The 21,887-nt window shown below is 71.9% G+C and carries 15 protein-coding genes; 8 read left to right on the forward strand and 7 right to left on the reverse strand.

The annotated features are described in order from the left end of the window. Positions 1-29 precede the first annotated feature (29 nt). A complete protein-coding gene (locus tag ACIBK9_RS24920; protein ID WP_352321957.1) occupies positions 30-533 on the forward strand; it encodes a MarR family transcriptional regulator in 504 nt (167 codons plus the stop codon). 240 nt (positions 534-773) lie between these two features. Here the strand turns inward: ACIBK9_RS24920 and ACIBK9_RS24925 are convergent, their stop codons facing one another. Both ACIBK9_RS24925 and ACIBK9_RS24930 read right to left on the reverse strand, forming a co-directional pair. Continuing rightward, positions 774-2,591: an ABC-F family ATP-binding cassette domain-containing protein gene (locus ACIBK9_RS24925; RefSeq protein ID WP_397161422.1), complete on the reverse strand. Its 1,818-nt coding sequence runs from the start codon at positions 2,589-2,591 to the stop codon at positions 774-776. A 1,004-nt stretch (positions 2,592-3,595) separates the two neighbouring features. Then, complete coding sequence (locus tag ACIBK9_RS24930; RefSeq protein WP_352321954.1) at positions 3,596-4,498, reverse strand: 4-(cytidine 5'-diphospho)-2-C-methyl-D-erythritol kinase; 903 nt, start codon at positions 4,496-4,498, stop codon at positions 3,596-3,598. A 374-nt stretch (positions 4,499-4,872) separates the two neighbouring features. Between ACIBK9_RS24930 and ACIBK9_RS24935 the strand changes: the two genes are divergently transcribed. The 3 genes from ACIBK9_RS24935 (at position 4,873) to ACIBK9_RS24945 (ending at position 7,669) form a co-directional block, all read left to right on the forward strand. Continuing rightward, the gene (locus ACIBK9_RS24935) at positions 4,873-5,385 is read left to right on the forward strand and encodes an RNA polymerase sigma factor (RefSeq protein ID WP_397161425.1); all 513 of its coding nucleotides are present in this window, start codon (positions 4,873-4,875) and stop codon (positions 5,383-5,385) included. Continuing rightward, positions 5,382-6,575 (forward strand): hypothetical protein, encoded by a 1,194-nt coding sequence (locus tag ACIBK9_RS24940; RefSeq protein WP_397161427.1) that lies wholly within the window; start codon positions 5,382-5,384, stop codon positions 6,573-6,575. The genes ACIBK9_RS24935 and ACIBK9_RS24940 overlap by 4 nt, the downstream gene beginning before the upstream one ends. 272 nt (positions 6,576-6,847) lie before the next feature. Then, positions 6,848-7,669, forward strand: coding sequence for an arginase family protein (locus ACIBK9_RS24945; RefSeq protein ID WP_397161429.1), 822 nt, complete (start codon positions 6,848-6,850; stop codon positions 7,667-7,669). A gap of 641 nt (positions 7,670-8,310) precedes the next feature. On the opposite strand, the gene ACIBK9_RS24950 is transcribed toward ACIBK9_RS24945, so the two are convergent. Further along, a complete protein-coding gene (locus ACIBK9_RS24950) occupies positions 8,311-8,943 on the reverse strand; it encodes an NlpC/P60 family protein (protein ID WP_397161431.1) in 633 nt (210 codons plus the stop codon). A 436-nt stretch (positions 8,944-9,379) separates the two neighbouring features. Continuing rightward, positions 9,380-10,219 carry a 16S rRNA (adenine(1518)-N(6)/adenine(1519)-N(6))-dimethyltransferase RsmA gene (rsmA, locus tag ACIBK9_RS24955; protein ID WP_397161708.1) on the reverse strand — a complete coding sequence of 280 codons (840 nt, stop codon included), beginning with the start codon at positions 10,217-10,219 and terminating at the stop codon, positions 9,380-9,382. Between the two features lie 68 nt (positions 10,220-10,287). On the opposite strand from rsmA, the gene ACIBK9_RS24960 reads away from it, so the two are divergent. Both ACIBK9_RS24960 and ACIBK9_RS24965 read left to right on the forward strand, forming a co-directional pair. Continuing rightward, on the forward strand, positions 10,288-12,441 hold the full coding sequence (locus tag ACIBK9_RS24960; protein ID WP_397161433.1) for a protein kinase: 2,154 nt from the start codon (positions 10,288-10,290) through the stop codon (positions 12,439-12,441). Then, entirely contained in the window at positions 12,438-13,667 is a 1,230-nt protein-coding gene (locus tag ACIBK9_RS24965; RefSeq protein ID WP_397161435.1) for an FG-GAP-like repeat-containing protein, read from the forward strand. The genes ACIBK9_RS24960 and ACIBK9_RS24965 overlap by 4 nt, the downstream gene beginning before the upstream one ends. Positions 13,668-13,707: 40 nt before the next feature. Here ACIBK9_RS24965 and ACIBK9_RS24970 read toward each other — a convergent pair whose 3' ends face one another. After that, on the reverse strand, positions 13,708-14,553 hold the full coding sequence (locus ACIBK9_RS24970; protein WP_397161437.1) for a ubiquitin-like domain-containing protein: 846 nt from the start codon (positions 14,551-14,553) through the stop codon (positions 13,708-13,710). A gap of 168 nt (positions 14,554-14,721) precedes the next feature. Then, positions 14,722-15,576, reverse strand: a complete 855-nt coding sequence (locus ACIBK9_RS24975; RefSeq protein ID WP_397161439.1) for a TatD family hydrolase — start codon at positions 15,574-15,576, stop codon at positions 14,722-14,724. A gap of 18 nt (positions 15,577-15,594) precedes the next feature. On the opposite strand from ACIBK9_RS24975, the gene ACIBK9_RS24980 reads away from it, so the two are divergent. After that, complete coding sequence (locus ACIBK9_RS24980; RefSeq protein ID WP_397161441.1) at positions 15,595-18,771, forward strand: ATP-binding protein; 3,177 nt, start codon at positions 15,595-15,597, stop codon at positions 18,769-18,771. Positions 18,772-18,856: 85 nt separating this feature from the next. Continuing rightward, positions 18,857-20,086, forward strand: coding sequence for an FAD-dependent monooxygenase (locus tag ACIBK9_RS24985; RefSeq protein WP_397161443.1), 1,230 nt, complete (start codon positions 18,857-18,859; stop codon positions 20,084-20,086). Here ACIBK9_RS24985 and metG read toward each other — a convergent pair. After that, positions 20,031-21,812, reverse strand: a complete 1,782-nt coding sequence (gene metG, locus ACIBK9_RS24990) for a methionine--tRNA ligase (protein WP_397161445.1) — start codon at positions 21,810-21,812, stop codon at positions 20,031-20,033. The two genes, ACIBK9_RS24985 and metG, sit on opposite strands and share 56 nt — an antisense overlap. Positions 21,813-21,887 lie beyond the last annotated feature (75 nt).

The following is a 21,887-nucleotide window of genomic DNA, read 5'->3' on the forward strand; positions in this document are numbered from 1 at the left end:
CTCGATGTCAAGACAGTAGACTCTGTGTCATGACGCCACAGGATGACGAGGTCGACCGGCTGGTCGCGGCATGGCGGATCGAGCGGCCCGATCTCGACGTCGAGCCCCTCCAGGTCCTCTCCAGGGTGTCACGGCTGGCCAAACATCTCGACCGCGCCAGGCGGGCGGCGTTCGCCGAACATGATCTGGAACCTTGGGAGTTCGACGTGCTCACCGCGTTGCGGCGGGCCGGGAAGCCGTACGAGCTGAGCCCCGGGGCCCTGCTACGGGCCACATTGGTGACGTCCGGGACGATGACCAACCGCATCGACCGGCTCGCACAGGCGGGTCTCGTGCGACGGCGGCCCGACCCCGAGGACCGGCGCGGCGTGCTGGTGTCGCTGACGGACACGGGGGTGGCGCGGGTGGACGCGGCGTTCGCCGACCTGCTGCGGCGTGAGCGCGACCTGCTCTCCGGCCTCCAACCCGCCGACCAGCGTTCCCTCGCCGCCCTCCTCCGCCTGCTCCTCGCCCCCTTCGACTCCCCCCAATAACCCCTCTACAAGGTTTTACGCACGCTCTTCCGGCGGGCGGCACCCATTTCGGGGGTTTCAGGGCCACGACCGCCCGGCGACCAGGGCCTCAGGGCCACGGCCGCCCGGCGACGGAGGCCGCCACGTCGGCCACTGCCTCGCGCCCCGCACCGGCGACGGCGCCGGGCTGGTCTGCCGACGCCGCCTCTCCGGTGGCCGTCGAACCGGCGCGAACCCTCGCGTGCTAGAGCGCGGCGAGGGTCAGTCGCCGAGGCGGTCGGCCACTTCGAGCCATTCCGCCTCGACGGTGTCCTTCTGGGCCAGGACGTCGCGGAGCTGGGCGTCGAGGGAGCCCAGCTTGGCGTAGTCGCTGGCGGCTTCGGCCATGGCGGCGTGAAGGCGGGCCTCCTGGTCGCCGAGCTTGTCGAGCTGGCGTTCCAGGCGGTTGAGTTCCTTGCGGAGCTCGCGTTCCTCCTTCGCCGACAGCCCGGTCTCCGGCTGCGCGCCGGACGACGCCGCGACCGGGGCCGGAGCACCGGACGCCGGGGCAGGCGCGCTGCCGATACGGGCGGTCACCGCCGTGCCGGCGCTGCGGCGTTCGAGATATTCGTCGACCCCGCCCGGCAGCATCACCAGCTTGCCGTCACCCAGCAGGGCCACGCACCGGTCGGTCACCCGCTCCAGGAAGTAGCGGTCGTGGCTCACCAGGATCAGCGTGCCCGGCCAGCCGTCCAGCAGGTCTTCGAGCTCGTTGAGCGTCTCGATGTCGAGGTCGTTGGTGGGCTCGTCGAGGAGCAGCACGTTGGGGTCGTCCATCAGCAGGCGCAGCAGCTGAAGCCGCCGCCGCTCGCCGCCGGACAGGTCGCCGATGACCTTCCACTGCGCGTCGCCCTTGAAGCCCAGACGCTCCAGCAACTGGGACGCCGTCCACTCCCGCTTGCCCAGCTGGAGGTACTTGCGGATCTCCTCCACCGACTCCAGCACCCGCCGCGACGGATCGAGCTCGGTCAACTCCTGGGACAGATGCGCCAGACGTACGGTCTTGCCGCGGATCACCCGGCCCGAGTCCGGCTGGACGCCGTCGGCGAGCAACCGCAGCACCGACGACTTGCCCGACCCGTTGACGCCGATCAGACCGATCCGGTCGCCCGGCCCGAACTGCCACGTGCAGTGATCGAGCACCAGCGGCCCGTCACCGGGGCCGCCCGCGTGCAGGGTGACGTCTTCCAGGTCGTAGACGGTCTTGCCGAGCCTGGCCGCGGCGAACCGCATCAGCTCGACGGTCTCCCGCGCCGGCGGCTCGTTCGCGATCAGGGCCTGCGCCGCGTCGATCCGGAACTTCGGCTTGGACGTGCGGGCGGGCGGACCGCGCCGCAGCCAGGCGATCTCCTTGCGCATGAGGTTCTGGCGGCGTTCCTCGGCCGCCTGCGCGATGCGCGCCCGCTCGGCCTTGGCCAGCACGTACGCGGCGTAGCCGCCCTCGTAGCGCTCGACCCGGCCGTCGACGACCTCCCACGTGCGGGTGGAGACGGCGTCGAGGAACCAGCGGTCGTGGGTCACGACCAGCAGGGCGCTCTTCCTGGTCGCCAGGTGGGCGGCGAGCCAGGCGATCGCCTCGATGTCGAGGTGGTTGGTGGGCTCGTCGAGCATGACCAGGTCGTGGTCGTCGATGAGCAGACGGGCCAGCGCCGTACGCCTGCGCTCGCCGCCGGACAGCGCGGCGGCCTTGGCGCTGAGGTCGAGGTCGCCGATCAGGTTCGCCAGGATCTCGCGGACCTGCTGGTCACCTGCCCATTCGTGCTCAGCCCTGTCCCCCAGGACGAGCTGGGTCACGGTGGCCTCGGGGTCGAGGGTGTCCTGCTGGGACAGGAACCCGACCCGCAGCCCGCGCGTGTGGGTGACCCGGCCGCTGTCGGGACGCACGTCACCGGCGATGACCGACATCAGGGTCGTCTTACCGCCCCCGTTGCGGCCGACGACGCCGATGCGCTCCCCGGCCTCGATGCCCAGGGAGACGTCGCTGAGGAGCGGCTTGGGCCCGTAGGCGTGGGAGACCGACTCAAGGTTGACCAGATTCATGACGTGTCCAGGGTATCGGTCCACTCAACCGCTTCCCGACGCCCACGACGTCCCTTGATCGTCTACGGGCCAGGGATTGCCGGACCGAATGCCCGTCTTGAGCGCCCGGCTCACGTCCGTCCCCTGGAGGCGTCGCCCCCGCGCGACGAAACGTTGGCCCCCTCCCACGGTGGGCAGGCGCACGCGATGCCGGGCGCCCTCTCACACCGCCCGTCCGTGATCAGCAGGTCCGTACGAGCCGACCCCGAACCCGATGTCCGTGCCCCACCGCTGTTCAGATCCGGGTGCTGGCGGCTGGGGCGCGGATGAATGACGGCCCCCAACCACAAGAACGACCACCAGCCTTCCGCCCAACCCCCACCGACCGCCGCCTCACCAAGCACCGCAAACCAGCGCCTCAGACCGTTGCGTCAGGCACCGACGGCACCACCTGGGCCTGGGGCGAGCGGGCCACGCGGGCCACACCCGGCAGCCATTGCCGTAGGCCGCAACGTCGGACCACTGTGCCAGCCCGCCTTGCGCGCCCAACGTGACGGGCTCAGCGCGACAGGCTCAGCGCGACAGGCTCGCGTGCTGGGGCCGCGCGTGACTTGCCGCGCGTGATTTGCCGCGCGTGATTTGCCGCGCGTGACGGCTTCTGTCGTGCCGCACCGGCCGTGGCAGATCCGTCGCGCCCTGCCCAGCGGGACGACCCCAGCGGGACGACCCCGTGCGAGGTGGCCCCGTGCGAGGTGGCCCCGTGCGAGGTGGCCCCCTGCGAGGTGGCCCCCTGCGAGGTGGCCCCCTGCGAGGTGGCCCCCTGCGAGGTGGCCCCGTGCGAGGTGGCCCCGTGCGAGGTGGCCCCGTGCGAGGTGGCCCCCTGCGAGGTGGCCCCCTGCGAGGTGGCCCCCTGCGAGGTGGCCCCCTGCGAGGTGGCCCCCTGCGAGGTGGCCCCCTGCGAGGTGGCCCCGTGCGAGGCTGGCGTGGCGGGGGTTGTTGGGGGCGCTGGGGGTGTCGCCAGGGGGTTAGAGCAGGGTGGCGCCGGTTACGGGGCCGTGGGCGGCGACCGTGGTGGTGGCGGCGCCTGTGGCGGTGAGGCTGTTGGCGAGGTCGCGGGCGTGGGTGGCGTCGATGGCCAGGAAGGCGCACGTGGGGCCGGAGCCGGAGACGATCGCGCCCAGCGCGCCGTGCTGGCGCCCGCTGTCGAGGGTCGTGGCGAGCTCGGGACGCAGGGCCAGGGCGGCGGCCTGGAGGTCGTTGCTCAGGTGGGCGCCCAGGGCGTACGCGTCGCCGGTGCCGAGGGCCTCGATGAGCGGGGCGTCGAGCTCGGGCCAGGGCACGCGGGCGTTCGAAGCCTCGCGCTGGCGGTCGCACTCCGCGTAGACCTTGGCGGTCGAGAGGCCGCCGTCGGCCAGCGCGAACACCCAGTGGAACGTGCCGCCCGTGGGCAGCTCGCTGAGCTGCTCGCCGCGGCCGGTGCCGACCGCCGTGCCGCCGAGCAGCGAGAACGGTACGTCGCTGCCCAGGTCTCCGGCGATCTCCATGAGGTCCTCGAAGGGCAGGCCGAGCCCCCAGAGCTCGTTGCAGGCCACGAGGGCCCCCGCCGCGTCGGCACTGCCGCCCGCCATGCCGCCGGCGACCGGGATGGCCTTCTCGATGATCAGGTCGGCGCCGTACGAGCGGCCGGCGTGCTTGGCGAGGGCGCGGGCGGCGCGGATGGCGAGGTTGTCGTCGTCGACGGGCACCTGGTCGGACCATCTGCCATTGACCGTGACGGTGATCGACTCGGCCTCCTTCGCGACCACCTCATCGAAGATCGACACTGCGTGGAAGACATTGACCAGGTCGTGGTAGCCATCTTCCCGGAGCGGGCCGACTGAAAGCTGCACGTTGACCTTCGCGGGCACACGTACGGTCACCGAACTCATCGATCTTCTGCCACTTTCATCGCTTGCCGGGGTCAAGGACACTCGATGTTATCGGGGTGGGGTGCGCTGACATGCGGTTCTCGGAATTAGACGTGTGAGATGACCGACTGCGGGCCACGCAGAGTGAGGTTCGTCCTCCTTTCGGCCGATCAGGTGGCCATACGCCGACATTGCCGTCCTTCTGCCACCGCCTTCTCTTCGGGCCGACCTTCTCTCCGGAACGGCGCCCCGCCCCCTCCGGGCGTCGCCGATGGCCCGGACCGCACCGGGGAAGCTGCTTCGGCGGCGTCGCGGCCGTTGTGGGCGGTGGTGCAACAGGCGGGCTGGTGCCGGACATTTACCACTGTGTCCGGCACCTTTCGCTAGGAGAACTTGTGACACAGCGAGATCGCTTCGAGGCGGTCTACGACACGTACTACCCGGCGATACAGCAGTACGCCGCCCGCCGTACCAGCTCGCCCGAGGACACGGCAGACGTGCTCGCCGAGACGTTCCTCATCGCGTGGCGGCGGATCGGCGACGTCCCCCAAGGGGATAAGGCGTTGCTGTGGTTGTACGGCGTGGCCCGGCGGGTGCTGGCCAACCAGCAGCGCGGCGCCTCGCGGCGGGCTGTGCTGGCCGAACGCCTCCGCGACGAACTGGCCGCCGCCCGGACGGTGACGCCGGTTGAGCTCCACCACGTGCGCAGGGCGTTCGACGAACTACCCGAACGGGACCGCGAGGTGCTGGCGCTGGCGTGCTGGGAGGGGCTGAGCGGCGAGCAGATCGCCCAGGTCATGGGATGTACGGCGATCGCCGCCCGTACCCGGTTGCATCGTGCGCGCAGACGGCTGGCGGCGCTGCTGGAGCGGCAGCCGTCCCGGACGATGGTGATGAGGAAGGCATGAACGACATAGACGATCTGGTGAAGGCCATCGATCCCGCTCCGCAGGCGCTTCCTCAGGGATCCGGCGCGCGCGAGCTGCGCGACGCGATCATGGCGGCCGAGCCGCGACGGGCACGCCGCCTGCCGCTCCCCCGTCTGCGGGTTCTCTGGGCGCCGGTGGCGACGGCCGTGGTCGTCGCCTTGGTCGTCACGCTGGTCACGAGCTTGACCGCTGCTCCGCCCGTGCTCACGCCGTCGAGGCCCAACCAGGAGTTGTACGACCTCGCTGACAGGATCGAGAAGCTGCCTGCAGGCAGCGGCGCGTACTGGCGCGATGTTCGGATCGAGGGCAACGCCTGGTCGGTCGGCGGCGGGTACACGGTCATGGTGGCCGAGCGCCGGGAGACCTGGCAGCCGCGCGATCCCACCGACGTGGTGATCAGGCAATGGTCGCCGGCCATCGCCCGCCCGGCCACGGCCGCGGACGAACGTGCCTGGCGCGCTTCGGGGGCACCGGGACAGGTGGCGGGCCCTTGCTTTGGCGGCGGCAGAACGTCGTGCCGTCCGGTACCGATGAGCGATGGGGGTGTCGTGGGCGGGCTGCCGTCGGCTCGCGGTGGTGAGGCCAAGTCGATCACCGGTGTGGACGGTTCTCAGGGTTGCGTGTACAGCGCGGGGCTGGAACCTAACGGGGTTTATCCGGATATGACGGTCGCCGAGTTCACCATGGCGGACCTGTCCGTGTTCCCTGCTCGCCCTGACGAACTGATGAGGCGGCTGCACGTCTACCACGAGCTCTCGACGGCGCGCGGGTTCGCCCAGTCCTTCCAGGAGTTTCTGCCCGTCACCGTGAACCTTCTGGCCATGCCGCTCGGCCCTGCCCAACGTGCGGCGGCCATCCGGGTGCTGGCCGGGTTGCCGTCCACCAAGGTGGTCGGCACGGTCGGGGATCCGCTGGGCAGAGCCGGGCTTTCGGTGGACCTCGGCGGCACCGGGAGCCAACTGCTGTCGCCGGGCAGGGCGGTGACCGTCCGCGACAGGCACATCCTCGATCCCGTGACGGGTCGGTTGCTCGCATCGGTCTCCTACGCGGCTCGTACGGCTGCGGGGGCGAGGGAAGGCGAGGTCGTGAGCTATCGGGCACGCGGCCCCGAATCCGGTTGGACCGGCCCGCCGGCTCCGGCAACCAGGGGGTGCAAGCGGGACAGCTGACCGGGCCTGGAGTGGTGGTGCCGCGTCGGCCTCCTTGGTCTGATGCCGGCGACCTTCGGGGTCAGGGGTGGTCATGGCGCACCACCACCCGCTTCTGGGAGCTGAACATGCGGGATTTGGCCGAGGCGGACCTGGGTGGCGGCGGGCACGGTGTGCCCCGTCCGGGACGACGGCCTGCGGGGGCCTTTATGCGGCACTCGTCGATCTGGTTCAGCAGAGTTTGTGGTGGTCGGCATTGGTTCGTCCTTGGGATGCTGAGAGGACTACTTGATGTGGAGGTGCTCGTGTCCGAGGTGACGGTTGTCGAGGTGCCGCAGTGGCGGGGGTCCGGGGCTCGTACGGCTGAGCGGCTGCGGGAGGGGGCGCGGCTGGTTGCGGAGATGGTGGACGCGGATCGTCGGATTCAGGTCGAGGTCGATGACGATGATCTGGTGGTCACTGCTTCCAGGGTTCGGGCTGCGGTCGTCGAGGCTGGGTGGGACGGGCTTCTGGTCACCGCGGGTGGGGACTGCGGTGTCGAACTGGAGCCGGTGGCGGCGGCGCGGCGGAGGTTCGGGGATGGGCTGGTCGTCGTCTGGTTCGATGCGCATGGGGATCTGAACACGCCGGAGTCGTCGCCGTCGGGGGCCTTTCACGGCATGGTCCTGAGGGCGTTGACCGGTGAAGGGCCTGACGGGCTGGTGGCCGGGCAGCCGGTCGGGGCCGGCCAGGTGGTGCTGGCGGGGGTGCGTGATCTGGATCCGGCTGAGGTCGCGTTCGTCGAGGCTCGGGGTGTGCGGTGGGTGCGGGCGGCGGATGCGGAGGCTCTGGTCGAGGCTGTCGGTATTGCGGCTGCGGCGGCGGGCGGGGAGCGGACGGCTGTTTATGTGCATGTCGACTTCGATGTCCTGGATCCGCAGATCTTCGGGAGCGTGGGGTCTCCTACGCCTGAGGGGTTCCGGCCTGAGGAGCTTCTGGAGCTGGTGAGGGCCATCGCGGAGCGGTTCGAGGTGGTGGGGTTGGGGCTCATGGAGTATGAGCCGGCGGGGGCGGAGGATCAGGCGTTGCTCACGTCGGTGGTGAAGGAGTTGGTGGCGGTCTGCGCCGGGTGGTAGGTGGCGCTCGCGGTGGAGCGGTCCCCTTGGGTGCTGGTCGGGGCGGGCGCTCGCCTGCGGTGCCGGTCAGGGTCAGTGGTGGGCGCTCGCCTGCGGCGCTGATCAGGGCGAGCGGCGGTCGCGTGCGGTGCTGATCGGGTGGACGGTGGGCGCCCGTAGCGCTGATCAGGGCGAGCGGCAGTCGCCTCAGGGGTAGAAGGTGGGTGCCTGTGGTGCTGGTCAGGGTTGGCCGCAGAGGCCCATGGCACTGCTCGGGGTAAGTGTCTGGTCGCAGCGCTGGTTTCGCGGCCCGTGGCTCTGATCAGGGTTGTAGCCGGTCGCAGCGCTGATTCGTGGTGGTTGCTCTCAGGTGATGAGTAGGCGTCCCGGGTGGATGGCCGCCTGCCGGAAGGTGCGTCGTCAGCAGGAGCTGGACGCCCGGGGCGGCGGGCGCCCTGGTTGACGGGCGACCGGAGTTGGCTGGCGCCCATGGTTGGTGGGCGTCCGGGGTTGGTGGGCGTCCGGGGTTGGTGGGCGTCCGGGGTTGGTGGGCGTCCGGGGTTGGTGGGCGTCCGGGGTTGGTGGGCGTCCGGGGTTGTGGGCGTTGACGGGTGGTGGGTGTTCGGGGGCTGGGTGTTCCTTGCGCCGAGGGTGCGGTGGTGTCAGGCGGGGCGGATGGTTCCTCGGTAGGCGGCTCGGTAGTAGGCGGAGTTCAGGAAGTTGGTTCTTCGTACTACGTCGCCGGTTCGGGGGGCGTGGATCATGATGTTGTCGCCCAGGTAGAGCGCTACGTGGGTCGGGTCGCCGGGGCCGCCGAAGAAGAGGAGGTCGCCCTTGCGTCTGGAGGCGAGGGGGACTCTGCGGCCCTGGCGGAACTGGGTGCCGGTGTAGTGGGCGAGCCTTACTCCGGCCTTGGACCAGGCGTAGAGGGTGAGGCCGCTGCAGTCGAAGCCTCTTGTGTTCGCGCCGGTGCCGACTCCGATGGTGGGGCCTCTTGAGGAGCCGCCGCCCCAGGAGAACGAGACGCCAAGCTGGGAGAGGGCGGCGGCGGCTGCGATTTCGCCCTTGTGCTTCGGGCGCTTTCTGGGTTTCTTCGGCTTGGGTTTCTTGGGGTGGTGGGGGGCCGGGCAGCGAGTGGTGGCGGTTGCTGCGGCGCCGGCGGCGGGGATGGTGATGGTGGCCCTGAGGCATGGAGTGGGGGTGGCTCTGGCGAGGGTGGGGTGGGCTCCTGTGACGGTCAGGAGGCCGCTGCTGAGGATGACCGACAGTTGGGTGACGTGGTGGCGGGTGTTCATGAATGGCTCCTCCGTCGTGATGAGGGACGGGAGCCAGGATCACCTGGGTGAAGCGGGGGCGGAGGGGCCGAACGGGGTTCTGTGGATGGGTGGGTGTTGAGCGTCTTGGGTTGTGGACAGCCGCCCGGAGTCGGGGGCTCGTCCGGGCACGAGTGGATGTAGGCCGGGCGCGCGCCTATGCGGAAGGACGACGGCGTGCCTGCACGGAAGGACGGGGGGGCGTGTGGGGCTGTGCAGGTTCGCCGCGCCGACGCCAGGTGGACGCCCCGAGGCCGCAGGTGAGCCGACGCCAGGTGGGACGCCCCGAGGCCGCGTGTGACGTGAGGCGGGGCACCTGGGGTGTGCGGGCGTCACGGGACGCCAAGCCCTGGGAAGTGGAGGGGGTGCCTGGTTGGGGCCCGGGGGGTGGGGCTTGGGCTTTTTGGGGTGGGTTGGGTTAGGGCTTTTGTTCGGCTATTCGGGCGAAGGAGTCGACGGTGAGTTGTTCGCCTCTGGCCGAGGGGTCCACGCCGGCGGCTCTCAGTGCCGTTTCCGCCTGTGACGGGCTGCCGGCCCAGGACGCCAGGGCGGCCCTCAGGGTCTTGCGGCGCTGGGCGAAGGCGGCGTCCACGACGGCGAAGACCTCTTCCCTGGTGGCCGTGGTGGCCGGCGGTTCGCGGCGGGTCAGGGAGACCAGGCCGGAGTCGACGTTCGGGATGGGCCAGAACACCGTACGGCCGACCGGGCCCGCCCGGCGGACGTCGGCGTACCAGGCGGCCTTGACCGACGGCACGCCGTACACCTTGGAGCCGGGACCGGCGGCGAGGCGGTCGGCCACCTCCAGTTGCACCATGACCAGGCCCTTGCGCAGCGAGGGCAGCGTCTCCAGGAGGTGGAGCACCACGGGGACGGCCACGTTGTACGGGAGGTTGGCCACCAGAGCCGTGGGGTCGTGACCGGCGAGGTCGTCGAGGGAGATCTTCATGGCGTCGGCGTTGACGACCGTGAGCCGGTCGGACGGGCCGCGCTCGGCGACGGTGAGGGGCAGTTGGGTGGCCAGGACCGGGTCGATCTCGACGGCCACCACGTGCGCGGCCTCGGGCAGGAGCGCCAGGGTGAGCGAGCCGAGGCCGGGCCCGACCTCGATGACCACGTCGTCGGCCGACAGGTCGGCCACGCGGACGATGCGCCGGACGGTCCCCGCGTCGATCACGAAGTTCTGGCCTAGCTTTTTCGTGGGGCGAAGATCTAGCTTGTTCGCCAAAATACGTATTTCTGCAGGGCCCAACAGCCTCATCATCCAACCAGTCTCCCGCATCGAAGAACCTGCGATGGCGGATGGGGGAGACCTAAGGAGAGGATGGCGTGGAACAGGAAGGGACGTCCCTGATGGAGCCAACGGGCGCCGCGCCGCTCCGTCCGACCGATCTGCGGGAGATCGGGCCCTACCGCCTGCTCGGACGACTCGGCGAAGGCGGCATGGGGACCGTCTTCCTCGCCAGGGCCCCGACGGGGCGATTCGTCGCGCTCAAGGTGGTGAAGGCGGAGTTCGCCAACCAGGAGGGGTTCGCCGCCCGCTTCCACGCCGAGGTGGACAACGCGCGCCGGGTGGCGTCGTTCTGCACGGCTCAGGTGCTCGACAACGGCAACACCGGGGACGGACGTCCTTACATGGTGACCGAGTACATCGCGGGCACTCCCCTTTCCGACCAGATCGTGACTTTCGGGGCACTCGACCCGGGTCCGCTGCACGGCGTGGCGCTGGGGGTCGCCGCGGCGCTGGCGGCGATCCATGTGGCCGGGCTGGTGCACCGGGATCTGAAGCCGGCGAACGTCATCCTGTCGCTGTCCGGGCCGCGGGTGATCGACTTCGGGATCGCCAGGGCGCTGGACCGGGACACCGGGTTCACGCTCTCCGGGGAACTGCTGGGCAGCCCCGGATGGTGGGCTCCCGAGCAGGTGCGGGGTGAGCTGGTGTCCCCGGCGGCGGACATCTTCGCCTGGGGGTGTCTGGTGGCGTACTCGGGCAACGGGCGGCATCCGTTCGGGCGGGGCGATCCCATCACGATGGCGACCCGCGTGCTGAACACGCCGCCCGAGCTGGGCGCGCTTCCCGCGCCGCTCAACGAGCTGGTACGCCGTGCCACCGCCATGGATCCCGCCCATCGGCCCACGGCCCAGGAGCTTCTGATCGCCTTGGTGGGCGGGAGCACTCCGGCTATCTCCGACAATCCGCCTACGTTGGTCGCCACGGAGATGCTGACCGACTGGGAGCCGCCGCAGAACGTCGTGGACGAGCCGGACGTCACGGCCACGTTCACCACCCCGCCGCCGAGCGACGCGACGGGCGCGCGCAACCCCGGCCCCAGTACCGCCCCGCGGCCGGAAGCGGGAGCGCGGCCGGGAGCCGGGGCGGGGCGGCCCAAGGTGCCTGGGGCGTTCGGGGCCGACGCCGGGCCCGATGTTCGGAACGCTTCCGGAGGGGCCGCCGGCTTAGCGGGCGAGCAGGCGGGGACGCGGCAGGCGTCCCCGGACGAGCTGGCGCGGCGCGAGGAGCAGGCCGCCCGCGAAGAGCTGGCCCGCTGGGAGGCCGAGGCGCAGGCCCGCCGCCAGGAGCAGGACCGCCAGCTTGAGCAGGCCCGCCAACTGGCACGCAGGCAGTCCGCCTCGGGCGGGCAACCGGCACGGCCCCGGCCGACCACCGAGCCGCGGCCTCCCTACGAGTCGCGGCCCACCACCGAGTCACGGCCGACCACCGAGTCACGGCCGACCACCGACACCCGGCCCGCCACCGAGGCCCAACCCTTCACCGGCCCCCGATCCACCGCCGAGCGACGATCCAGCGCCGAACGTCGATCCGCCGCTGAGCATCGATCCGCCGCCGGCTCCCGACCGGCCGCGGGGACCCGACCGGTCGCCGGGGCCCGGAGCGGCGAGGGTACGGACCCGGGCGCCCTGACGTACGCCCCCGATGAACCGGACACCCTAGGCGGCACCCGTACGAAGGGCACCCGTTGGTTGATCGCCGCCGCGGCCGCCGTCCTGGCGATCGTGGTCACCGTCACCGTCCTGATCGTGAACTCCGGCCGCACCCCCTCCTCCGTCGCCACCTCCAACAGCCCCTCCAGGGCCGTGACGAACCCGCGTCCGGGCGACGTGGGCCGCAGGTTCGCGCTGGGCGGGAACTTCGACGACCCGGTGGTGGTCGTGCCGGAGGCGCCGGAGTGCGGGTTGAAGGAGTTCGAGGGGCAAACCACCACGAAGGGGCAGCTCTGCGTGGTCCACTGGACCGTGATCAATCCAGGCGGTGAACTCCGCCGGCTCGTCCGGCCGGTCGTCACCTTGGTCGACGACAAGGGCGGCGAGCACGACCCCGCCCCGGTCACCCTGCCCCCGGCCCTCCAGCCGGGCGGGCGGGTGGACGGCGCCTTCGTGTTCGACCTGGCGCCTTATCGCAAGCCCGTGAAGATGTCCGCGACCATGCTGGAGAACGGCCGACAGATCGAGGTCGCCCTGTGAGCCCCGTCCGAACGCTCCCCGCCGGCGCCTTCCGGGCGGTGGCGATGGCCGTCCTGCTCGCCGCCGGCGGCGTCCTGTCACCGGCGCCCGCTGCCGCGTCGGCGGTGGCCTGCGCCGGAGCCGCCGACTTCGACGGTGACGGCGCGGATGACGTCGCCGTGGGCGACCCGTTCGGCGACGGGCAGAAGGGGTCGGTCCATCTGCTGTCGGGCGCCAAGGTGACCCCCGTCGCCGTGCCGGGGCCGGTCAAGGGGGACGGGCTGGGCTGGTCCGTACGGCTGGCCGACGTGAACGGCGACTCCTGCGCCGACCTGCTCATCGGCGCCCCCTTCGCGGACGTGGACGGCGAGCAGGACGCGGGCAGCGTCTACGTCGTCTACGGCGGCAAGGCCGCGCCCCCGCAACGCCTGACCGCCCCGCAGCCGCAGCGGTTCGCGCACTTCGGCTGGTCGCTGGCGGCCAGGGGCGACCTGACGGTGATCGGCGCGCCCTACGAGGACGACGGCCAGATCGAGGACGCCGGCGCGGTCTACGTGCGCCAGGGCTCGGGCGCGCTGCGCCGGATCAGCCAGGAGACCGTGGACGTGCGCGGCAACAGCGAGGTCGGCGACCAGTTCGGCTGGTCGCTGGCGATCGGGCCGCGCAACGGCCTGGTCGTGGGCGTCCCGTACGAGAACGACGACGGCGCGGGACGGCAGGTCCAGGCCGGCAAGATCGACTCGGGGTCGGTGGTCTTCATCGACGACGTGCTGGCTCCCCGGATCGTGAGCCTCAAGCTCGACTCCCCCACCAAGGCCTCCGGCGACCGGTACGGCTACGCGGTCGCCTACGCCGAGGGCAACGGTTACGCGGTCAGCGCGCCCGGCCCCGGCTACGTGCAGCTCCTCGACCCGAGCAGGAAGCAGACGAGGATGCTGAAGCAGGGCGGCAGGCAGGCGTTCGGCTTCTCGATGGCCGCCTCCTCGGACGGCAGGCTGGCCGTCGGCGCGCCCTACGGCGGCGGCGTCCAGGTGTTCTCGTGGAAGAACCCGGCCGACGACCGGAAGCTCGCGACGGCCGAGGGGCTGTTCGGCTGGTCGGTGGCCTTCAGCGGGAACAAGCTCTTCGTGGGCCAGCCGGACGGGCCGCCGTACGGGAAGGTCGCGGTGGCGCCGCGCAACGCCGACGACGTGCAGTCGGTGCAACCCCCCAAGGGCACCGACTTCGGCACCTCACTGGCCGGGTGAACGGACCGGGCGAGCGGGCCGGGGCCCGGACAGGGGGGCGTCAGGTGAACAGGCGGTCGCCGCAGTTGGGCCACTGGGTCTGCCACCGGCCGCCGACCCGCTGATAGAGCAGCTGCGCCCGGTAGGTCTGCTCCTCCTCGGGCCAGGCGCTCGGCAGGCCGACGCCGCCGACCGCCTGCCACATGGGCAGACTGAACTGGTACATCCCGTAATAGGGCCCGTCGGGGTTGTACGCCCGGGGGTCGCCGCGCGCCACGCAGTCGGCCAGCGCCTGCCAGTCGAGCCGGGTCACCTCCCACGGGATCTGTACGGCTCGCGGCGGCATGACCGTGATGACCGTCCCGTCCTCGGGGAAGCTGTCGAGCGGCGGGCGCACCATGGACCCGCGCCGGACGACGACGCGCTCCTGCCTGAGCACCTGCCGGACGGTACGCGCCGTGGTGCGCGCGGCGAGCCGGGTGGCGCCCGCGACCACGTAGACCCTGCGCTCGGTGTACGCCGTGAGCGACATTCCCGACAGCGGCACCGGACGGCCGGGCGGCGCGGACAGGCTGCCGGCCGCCGCCTCGACGTCGAGCTCGGCCAGGGCGTCCCGGACGTTGGTGGCGGTGACCAGGTGGGTCGTGGTGTGGCCGTCGAGGGTCAGCGTGATCAGGCGGGCGTGGCGCACCTCGATGGTGGAGCCGTCGGCGATGCCCTCGCTCAGGGCGGGACGCACGACGTCGCCCTGCCCCACGGACACGCCCGCCTCGCCGAGCGCGTCGGCCACCCGCGGGGCGAAGCCGCGGATCGCCACCGGCGTGCCGTCGACGACCACGACGACGTCCTTGACCAGGTACGAGGCCGCGACCAGCAGGCCGGCGGCCAGCGTACCCAGGACGCACACCACCGGCGTCCACGGAGAACGCCAGGGGATCCGCGGACGCGGCGCACGCCTCCTGCCTCGCACGAACCACCTCCGGAAACGGCCAGGGACCGCCCGAACGCTAGCGGCGGCGACGCGCCCGCCTCCACCGCTTCACGAAAAGCAGCGAAAAGCCGAACGGAAAGATGGTCACCACTCGCCGAAGACCGTGACTCCGTTGGTGCTGATCGCCGCGCACAACTCGTCCGGATGGACACCCTTGACCTCGGCGAGGCAGCGCAGGGTGAGCGGGATGAGGTAGGGGGCGTTGGGCTTGCCCCGGTACGGGACCGGCGGCAGGTAAGGGGCGTCGGTCTCGACGAGCATGAGCTCCATGGGGGCCACGGCGGCAGCCTCGCGCAGGTAGCCGGCGTTCTTGTAGGTGACGGGCCCGGAGAAGGACATGAAATATCCGGCTTCCGCGCACTTTTTCGCCATTTCGGCGTCGCCTGAGTAGCTGTGGAACACCACCTTGTCCGGCGCGCCCTGCTCGGCCAGCACCTTCAGGACGTCGTCGTGCGCGTCCCGGTCGTGGATGACCAGCGCCTTGCCGGTGCGCTTGGCGATCTCGATGTGCGCGCGGAAGCTCGCGTGCTGGTCGTCCTTGCTCGCCCAGTCGCGGAAGTAGTCGAGGCCGGTCTCCCCCACCGCGCGGACGTCGGCCTGTCCGGCCAGCGACTCGATCTCGGCCAGCACCTCGGGGGTCGCCTCGTGGGCCTCGTTGGGGTGGATGGCGACCCCGGCGTACACGCCTTCCTGCTCGGCCGCCACCTCGGCGTTCCAGCGCGAGGAGGGCAGGTCGTACCCGATGGTGACCAGCCTGGTCACGCCGACCTCGCGGGCGTCCCGCAGGATGGACCGTACGGTGGCCGCCGCCGCCTGGGCGGCCTGGGCCACCGGGTCGCCCGAGGACGCCTGCCTGTTGCCGACCATGATGTCCAGGTGGCAGTGGCTGTCGAACACCGGTGCGGAAAGCGGCTCGGGCGGGGCGGGAATCTTGCTCACGCATCTAAAGTAGCCTCCATGCGCTTCGGCATTCTCGGCAGCACCCGGGCATGGGACGCGGCCGGCGTCGACGTACCTCTGGGTGGTCCGGCCAGGCGCGCGCTGCTGGCGTTGCTGCTCGTCCGTCCGGGCGAGATCGTCAGCCAGGACCGCCTGATCGACGTCCTGTACGGCGACCGCTCGCCGAAGAACGCCCAGCACGCCCTGCACTCCCAGGTCTCCCGCCTGCGGCGCGACGGGATCCCGGTCGAGCTGACGCCCGCCGGCTACCGGCTGCCGGCGGCCCCCGGCGACATCGACGCCGGCCGTTTCCTGCACCTCGCCGACACCGGCCGCGCCACCCTCCTCGGCCACCGCACCGCCGAAACCGACGGGGCGGACGACGGCCGGGCCGACGCCGCCCTGGCCGGGACGTTGTTGCGGGAGGCGCTGGCCCTGTGGCGGGGGCCCGCCTTCGCCGACCTCGACCCCGTGCACGGCGCGCCGCTGGAGGAGCGCCGCCTGGCCGCGCTGGAGGACCGCATCGAGGCAGACCTGCGCTGCGGCGGCCACCAGGGCGTCATCCCCGAGCTGGGCGAGCTGGTCCAGCGCCACCCCCTGCGCGAACGGCTGCGCGGCCAGCTCATGCGGGCGCTGCGCGCCGACGGCCGGCCGGCCGAGGCGCTGGTGCTCTACGAGGAGACCCGGCGGCTGCTGGCCGAGGAGCTCGGCGCCGACCCCTCCCCCGAGCTCGCCGCCCTGCACCGATCTCTCCTGCGCGGCGCGACCGACCCGCCCCCGGCCCCGCCCCTGGCCCCGGCGCCCCGGCCCGGGCCGGGCCCAGCGGCGGTGCCGCTGCCCGGCAGGCTCACCAGCTTCGTCGGCCGCGACGGCGACCTGGCCGAGGTCCGGGCGCTGCTGGCCGCCGCCCGTCTCGTCACGCTGCTCGGCCCCGGCGGCGCGGGCAAGAGCCGGCTGGCGGTCGAGCTGGCCAGAGACCACCGCGACGCCGTCCTGGTCGAGCTGGCCCCGCTCGGCCCGGGGGCCGACCTCGCGCGAGCGGTCCTCGCGGCGCTGGGCGTACGCGACGGCGCGCTGCTGGGGGCCGCGGCGCTGGGCGCGTCCGGTGAGCCTGATCCCCTGGGCCGCCTGGTCGCGGTGCTCGCCGATCGGCCGGTCCTGCTGGTCCTGGACAACTGCGAGCACGTCGTCGGCGAGGCCGCGGCGCTGGCCGAGCGGCTGCTGTCGGCGTGCCCGGCGGTGCGCGTGCTGGCCACGAGCCGTGAGCCGCTCGCGATCACCCCCGAACACCTGTGGCCGGTACGCCCCCTGACCCCCTCCGACGCCCGCACGCTCTTCACCGACCGGGCCAAGGCCGTACGTCCTGGTTTCACCCCTGGTGAGCCGGTCGAACGCATCTGCGCCGCGCTCGACGGCCTCCCGCTGGCCATCGAGCTGGCGGCCGCCCGCATGCGTACGCACGAGGCCGGCGAGCTGGCCGAACGCCTGGCCGGTCAGGGCCGGTTCAGCCTGCGCGGCAGCCGTACGGCCGACGCCCGGCACCAGACGTTGCGCGCGGTCGTCGCCTGGAGCTGGGAGCTGCTCACCGAGCCCGAACAGGCCATGGCCATGCGCCTGACCGTCTTCTCCGGCGGGGCCACCGCGGCCGCCGCCGCGGCCGTCTGCGGCCTGCCCGAGCACCTGCTCGACTCGCTGGCCGACAAGTCGCTCCTGGAGGTTGCGGGCGGCCGCTACCGCATGCTGGAGACGATCCGGGCGTTCTGCGCCGACCGGCTCGGCGCGGAGGCCGCGACCTTCCGGCGGGCGCACGCCGCGTACTTCCTCGCCCTGGCCGAGGAGGGCGATCCCCGGCTGCGGAGCGCGGAGCAGTTGCCGTGGCTGGCCCGGTTCGCGGCCGACCACGACAACCTCCAGGCGGCGCTGCGCTGGACGGTGGAGCAGGGCGAGGTGGCGCTCGGGATGCGGCTGCTGGCCGCGCAGACGTTCTCGCTGTGGATGCGCGGCATGCGCACGGTTCCCGCCAAGGCGGCGGCGGCCCTGCTGGAGGCCGCCGGTCCACGGCCCGATCCCGCGCTGGGGGACGCGTACCTGCTGACCCTGCTCACCGCGGCGAGCGAGCGGCGCGAGCTGTGGGAGCGCCACAAGGACGGCGCAGAGACGATGATCGCGGCGGACGGCCTGCGGAACCCGGTCGTCACCTGCCTGTGGGCGATGGTCGCCTCGGCGTCGGTCGACCCCGCCGTCACGATCGCGCTGATCCGGCGCGGCGAGCGCGGCCCCGACGCGTGGGAGACGGCCGCCACCCGGCTGATCTGGGCCTACCCGCAGATGGCGGCCGGGGAGTTCACCGCCGCCGAGGCGGACCTGAAGGCGGCCCTCCAGGGTTTCCGCGGCCTCGGCGAGCGCTGGGGCTCGGCGATGACGCTCGACGCCCTGGCCTGGCTGGCCAGCACGTGCGGCGACGAGGCCACCGCGCTGGCCCGCACCGAGGAGGCCATCACGCTGGCCGAGCAGCTCGGCGCGGAGGAGGACCTGGCCGACCACTACTGCAACCGGGGCGACTACCGCATCCGGCACGACCTGGCCGGCGCGCGGGCCGACTATGAGCGCGCGGCGGAGCTGGCCGGGCGCACGGGCGGCGCGATCCTGCCGGCGGCCCTGCGCGGCCTGGGCGACGTGGCGGTACGCGAGGGCGACCTGGTCCGGGCCCGGGAGCTCTACGAGGATGCGTTGCGCCGGTCCGACCCGGTCTGGGTGAAGACGTCCGGGAACATGGCCAGGCTGCTCGTCGGGCTCGGACGGCTGGCCGCGGCCGAGGGCGACACGGCCGGGGCGCGGGCCTCCTACCTGCGGGCGATGGAGAGCACGGTCACGTCGGGCGCGCTGTCGGAGAGCGTCAGGGCGATCGAGGCGCTGGCGGTGCTGGCCTTCGACGACGATCCGGCGGCGGCGGCCACGCTGCTCGGCGCCGCCGTCGCGATCCGCGGCATCGACGTGCCCGAGGACGAGCACGTCGCCGGGCTGTCGCGGCGGCTGCGCGAGGCGCTGGGCGAGCAGGGGTACGCGGGGGCGCGGCGGGCGGGCGCGCGGCTCTCCCACCGGGAGGCGCTGATGCTGGCCGGCGTCCCGGCGGAGGTCATCGACGCCTCCCCCCTGCACTCCCTCGACGACTTCCCGCTCCACGACCCGGCCTGAGACGCGGGATACCCCAAGCAAGGGCACAGAGGGCGGTGAGCGTGGGGTGAGGGGGCGGTGAGCGGGCCCCGGCAGGCTCTCGGGCATGGACATCCTGATCTCCGGCGCGAGCGTCGCCGGCCCCGCCCTGGCCCTCCACCTCATCCGCTCCGGCCACCGCGTCACCGTCGTCGAACGCGCCCCCGCCCTGCGTGAGGGCGGCTACTCCGTCGACTTCCGCGGCGAGGCGCACATGACCGCGCTGCGCGCCCTCGGCATCCTCGCCGACGTCGAGCGCCTCCAGACCCACATGGGCGACATGTCGTACGTCAACGAGTCCGGCAAGAAGCTCGCCTCCGTGCCCGGCGACCTGTTCTCCGGCGACGTCGAGATCCTCCGCGGCGACCTGGCCCGCATCCTCTACGACGCCACCAAGGACCGCGCCGAGTACGTCTTCGGCGACTCCATCACCTCCCTCGCCCAGGACGCGGACGGGGTGACGGTGACGTTCGAGCGGGGCGCGACGCGCAGGTTCGACCTCGTGGTGGGCGCGGACGGCCTGCACTCCAACGTGCGCTCGCTGGCCTTCGACGCGCCGGAGGCCGCCGTCACCAGCCACCTCGGCCTCTACTGCGCGGTGTTCACCCTCGACAACTACCTGGGCCTCGACCACACGGGCCTGCTCCACAGCACGCCCGGCAAGACGGTCGGCCTCTACAGCGCCAGGAACAACACCGAGGCCAAGGCCATGTTCTACTTCGGCTCACCGCCGCTGGAGCACGACCGCCGGGACGTCACCCGGCAGAAGGAGCTGCTGGCCGAGGCGTACCGGGGGGTCGGCTGGGAGACGCCCAAGCTGCTGCGCAGGATGTGGGACGCCGACGACTTCTACTTCGACTCCACCAGCCAGGTGCACCTGGACTCGTGGTCGCGCGGCCGGGTGGCGCTGATCGGCGACGCCGCCTGCTGCCCGTCGCCGCTGTCGGGCATGGGCACGGGCCTCGCGCTGGTCGGCGCGCACGTGCTGGCGGGCGAGCTGGCCGCGGCCGGCGGCGACCACCGGACCGCGTTCGCCCGCTACGAGCAGGAGGTGCGCGCCTACGCCACCGGCTGCCAGAAGTCGGCCGTGGGCGTCAGCAAGTTCATGGTGCCGGAGAACCGGCTGATGGCCTGGTTCATGAACCAGAACTACAAGATCATGCCGTATCTGCCGTGGAAGGGCGTGATAGCGAAGTCGGTCAGGAAGACCGCCTCCGCCATCACGCTCAAGGACTACGGCCTCAGTCGGCCAGCCGGCCCAGCTCCTCTTCGACGACCTTCTGGTCGAGCTTCTTGAACAGCGGCACGGGCGGCGCGAGCGGGGTGCCGGGCTTGATCGGCCGGTGCTCCCAGCGCGCGGCGCCGTCGTACTCGCCGGTGATGACGGGGTAGGGGGCGCCGCCGTCTTCGTCGACCTCGCGGATCTCCGGCATGCCGGACCAGACGCCCTGGCCGCCGAGCATCGAGAAGACCTTGTTGGACGAGCCCGGCAGGAACGGCGTGAGCATCGTCTTGGCGTCGTCGACGACCTGGAGGGCGACGTGGAGGATCGACTTCTGCCGCTCGATGTCGTCCTTGAGCTTCCAGGGCTCCTGCTCGGCGAGGTATTTGTTGGCCTCGCGGACGACGTCGAACGCCTCGGTGATCGCGTTCTTGAACCGCGACCTGCCCAGCTCGGCGCCCACCGGGGCGAACGCGTTGCGCGAGCGCTCCAGCATGGCCCGGTCGGCGTCGGTCAGGTCGCCGGCCTCGGGCACGACGCCGAAGTTCTTGGACGCCATCGAGATCGACCGGTTGACCAGGTTGCCCCAGGCGGCGACGAGCTCGCCGTTGTTGCGGTTGACGAACTCCTGCCAGGTGAAGTCGGTGTCCTGGTTCTCGGGGCCGGCCACCGCGATGTAGTAGCGCAGGGCGTCGGCGTCGTAACGCGCCAGGAAGTCGCGCACGTAAATTACTACTTGCCTGGAGGAGGAGAACTTCTTGCCCTCCATCGTCAGGAACTCGCTGGAGACCACCTCGGACGGCACGTCGAGCGCGCCGAGCTCACCGGCCGAGCCGCCGCGCGCGCCGATGCCGCTGTAGCCGAACAACATCGCCGGCCAGATCTCGGCGTGGAAGACGATGTTGTCCTTGCCCATGAAGTAGTAGCCGCGGGCGTCGGGGTTCTGCCACCACTGGCGCCAGGCGTCGGGGTCGCCGGAGCGCCTGGCCCACTCGATGGAGGCCGACAGGTAGCCGATGACCGCGTCGAACCACACGTAGAGGCGCTTGTTGGGCTGGTCGCGCCACCCCTCCAGCGGGATCGGCACACCCCAGTCGAGGTCACGGCTGATCGCGCGGGGCTGGAGGTCGCCGAGCAGGTTGAGGGCGAACTTCAGCACGTTGGGCCGCCACTCGCCCTGCTTGGACTGCAGGTAGGAGCCCAGGACCTCGGCGAAGGCGGGCAGGTCGAGCATGAAGTGCTCGGTCTCGACGAAGACGGGGGTCTCGCCGTTGATGCGGCTCTTGGGGTTGATGAGCTGGATCGGGTCGAGCTGGTTGCCGCAGTTGTCGCACTGGTCGCCGCGCGCGCCGTCGTAGCCGCAGATGGGGCAGGTGCCCTCGATGTAGCGGTCGGGCAGGGTACGGCCGGTCGAGGGCGAGATCGCGCCCATCGTGGTCTTGGGGAAGATGTAGCCGTTGTCGTAGAGGCCCTTGAAGATCTGCTGCGTGACGGCGTAGTGGTTCTTCGTCGTGGTCCGGGTGAACAGGTCGTAGGAGAGCCCGAGACCGGTCAGGTCTTCGGCGATCACCCTGTTGTACCTGTCGGCCAGCTCGCGGGCGCTGACGCCCTCCTTGTCGGCCTGCACCTGGATCGGAGTGCCGTGCTCGTCGGTGCCGGACACCATCAGCACCTTGTTGCCCGCCATCCGCTGGTAGCGGCTGAAGACGTCGGACGGCACGCCGAAACCCGAGACGTGCCCGATGTGGCGGGGGCCGTTAGCGTACGGCCACGCGACGGCGGTCAAGATGTGCTGGGACATGACCTAAGCCTACGGGGCCCGGCCCCGCTCCTCGTCCAAACCCCCAACCCCCGCGCGGAAAGACGGAAGCCGGCG

The organism is Nonomuraea sp. NPDC050227 (genome assembly GCF_044459705.1).
Classification (GTDB): domain Bacteria; phylum Actinomycetota; class Actinomycetes; order Streptosporangiales; family Streptosporangiaceae; genus Nonomuraea.